We start from the raw sequence: 2,822 nt of genomic DNA, 5'->3' as shown, positions 1-2,822 counted from the left end.
GGGGATCCTATATATGAGTTACAAGTCTGACATTGAGATAGCTCGCGAGGCTGTCAAGCGTCCGATCATTGAGATTGGGGAGAAGCTTGGGATATCGAGCGACAATTTGCTGCCTTACGGGCATGACAAGGCGAAGGTGAGCCAGTCTTTTATCAACTCTGTTCAGGGCAATGAGGACGGCAAGCTGATTTTGGTGACGGCGATCAACCCGACACCTGCGGGTGAGGGCAAGACGACGACGACGGTTGGTTTGGGCGATGGCCTGAACCGGATCGGCAAGAACGCGATGATCTGTATCCGCGAGGCGTCTTTGGGCCCGAACTTCGGGATGAAGGGCGGGGCCGCTGGCGGTGGCTATGCGCAGGTTGTTCCGATGGAAGAGATGAACCTGCACTTTACCGGGGACTTCCACGCAATCACCTCTGCGCATTCGCTGCTCAGTGCCATGATCGACAACCACATCTACTGGGGCAATGAGCAAGAGATTGACGTGCGCCGTGTTGCCTGGCGTCGTGTTGTTGACATGAATGATCGCGCTCTGCGTCAGATCACAGCGTCCTTGGGCGGTGTGTCGAACGGCTTCCCACGCGAAACCGGCTTTGACATCACCGTGGCGTCAGAGGTTATGGCGATCCTGTGCCTTGCCAAAGACCTGAAGGACCTGGAGCAGCGTCTGGGCGACATCATCGTGGCCTATCGCCGCGATAAGACCGCTGTGTACTGCCGCGACATCAAGGCCGAAGGCGCGATGACGGTTCTGTTGAAAGACGCAATGCAGCCCAACCTGGTGCAGACGCTGGAAAACAACCCGGCCTTTGTCCATGGTGGTCCATTTGCCAACATCGCCCATGGCTGTAACTCTGTGATTGCGACGAAGACAGCGCTGAAGGTTGCCGATTACGTTGTGACCGAAGCAGGCTTTGGTGCTGATCTGGGCGCTGAGAAGTTCATGAACATCAAGTGCCGCAAGGCTGGCATTGCGCCGTCTGCGGTTGTGATCGTGGCCACAGTGCGCGCGATGAAGATGAATGGCGGTGTTGCCAAGGCTGATTTGGGCGCGGAAAATGTGGATGCGGTCAAATCGGGCTGTGCCAACCTTGGTCGTCACATCGAGAACGTCAAATCCTTTGGCGTGCCGGTTGTGGTTGCGATCAACCACTTTGTCACTGACACCGATGCCGAGGTTCAGGCGGTCAAAGACTATGTGGCCACCCACGGCTCCGAGGCCGTTTTGTCCCAACACTGGGAGTTCGGTTCCAAAGGGTCGGAAAACCTGGCCCGTAAAGTGGTCGAGATCGTCGATGCGGGCACAGCCAACTTTGCGCCGATCTACCCCGATGAGATGCCGCTCTTTGAGAAGGTCGAAACCATCGCCAAGCGCATCTACCGCGCCGATGAGGTGATTGCCGACAAGAAGATCCGCACGCAGCTGAAAGAGTGGGAAGAGGCCGGATATGGCAACCTGCCGGTCTGCATGGCCAAGACGCAATACAGCTTCTCGACCGATCCGAACCTGCGCGGTGCGCCGACAGGGCATTCGGTTCCGGTGCGCGAGGTGCGCCTCAGCGCTGGTGCTGGCTTTATCGTGGTTGTCTGCGGTGAGATCATGACCATGCCGGGGCTGCCACGCAAACCTGCGTCGGAAACCATCCGCCTGAATGACGAGGGTCAGATCGAAGGACTGTTCTGACGCATTCCCTTTCGCGGGCGCGTGCATTAGATGATCTCTGAACAGTCAATTGATGACGGCTGAGAGATGGAGAGAGATGATGCGCGCGCCTGCTGAATGTCTATCAATGGCCGAGGTAAGATCGGCCATTGATGCGCTGGATCAGGAGGTTGTGACCCTTCTGTCGCAGCGCGCCGCCTATATCGACCGGGCCAGTGAGTTGAAGCTCAAGAACGGCTGGCCTGCGCGGATCCCTGACCGGGTGGAAGAGGTGATCACCAACGCCCGCGCCCATGCGGATCAGGCGGGTCTTGATGCGGATTTGGTCGAGGCGCTGTGGCGCCGGTTGGTGAACTGGTCAATTGACCGCGAGGAACAGGTGCTGGGCCCGGATCGGTCTGGCGAAGAAAGCTAAGGAGAGAGCGATGAGCGCCCAGATCATTGATGGCAAGGCTTTTGCCGCGACGGTGAGAGAGAAGGTTGCAGGCCATGTGAGCCGCCTGAAGGAAGAGCACAACATCACCCCCGGTCTGGCGGTGGTTCTGGTGGGCGAGGATCCGGCAAGCCAGGTCTATGTGCGCTCCAAGGGCAAGCAGACCAAAGAATCCGGCATGAACTCTTACGAGCACAAGCTCGACGTCGACACGTCAGAGGCGGATCTCCTGGCGGTCGTGGACCAGTTGAACAATGACCCGGCGGTGCATGGCATTCTGGTGCAGCTGCCCTTGCCAAAGCATCTGGATGAGGACCTGATCATCAACTCGATCGCGCCGGAAAAGGATGTCGATGGCTTCCATATCTCCAATGTGGGTCTTTTGGGCACCGGCCAGAAATCCATGGTGCCCTGCACGCCTTTGGGCTGCCTGATGATGCTGCGCGATCACCACGGATCCCTGTCCGGTATGGACGCGGTTGTGATTGGACGGTCCAACATCGTCGGCAAGCCGATGGCGCAGCTTCTGCTGGGCGACAGCTGCACGGTAACCATCGCGCATTCCCGCACCAAGGACCTGCCTGACGTTGTCGGTCGCGCCGATATCGTCGTGGCCGCCGTCGGCCGCCCGGAAATGGTCCCCGGCGATTGGATCAAGGAGGGCGCCACCGTCATCGACGTGGGCATCAACCGCATTGAACGTGACGGCAAGAACGTCCT

At 58.6% G+C, this 2,822-nt stretch carries 3 protein-coding genes; all 3 read left to right on the top strand.

Annotated features, from left to right (window positions below; translation table 11 throughout):
• Positions 1 to 13: 13 nt before the first annotated feature.
• A complete protein-coding gene (locus AC2D8P_RS16450) occupies positions 14 to 1,690 on the top strand; it encodes a formate--tetrahydrofolate ligase (RefSeq protein ID WP_484703958.1) in 1,677 nt (558 codons plus the stop codon).
• A gap of 79 nt (positions 1,691 to 1,769) precedes the next feature.
• Positions 1,770 to 2,084: a chorismate mutase gene (locus AC2D8P_RS16445; protein WP_484703956.1), complete on the top strand. Its 315-nt coding sequence runs from the start codon at positions 1,770 to 1,772 to the stop codon at positions 2,082 to 2,084.
• A 10-nt stretch (positions 2,085 to 2,094) separates the two neighbouring features.
• On the top strand, positions 2,095 to 2,822 hold a 728-nt coding region (gene folD / locus AC2D8P_RS16440; RefSeq protein WP_484703954.1), incomplete at its 3' end, for a bifunctional methylenetetrahydrofolate dehydrogenase/methenyltetrahydrofolate cyclohydrolase FolD.

It is taken from the genome of Roseovarius sp. YIN77, from assembly GCF_057219155.1.
Note: the sequence above shows the minus strand (reverse complement) of the source record. Positions and strands in the feature narration are given on the sequence as shown.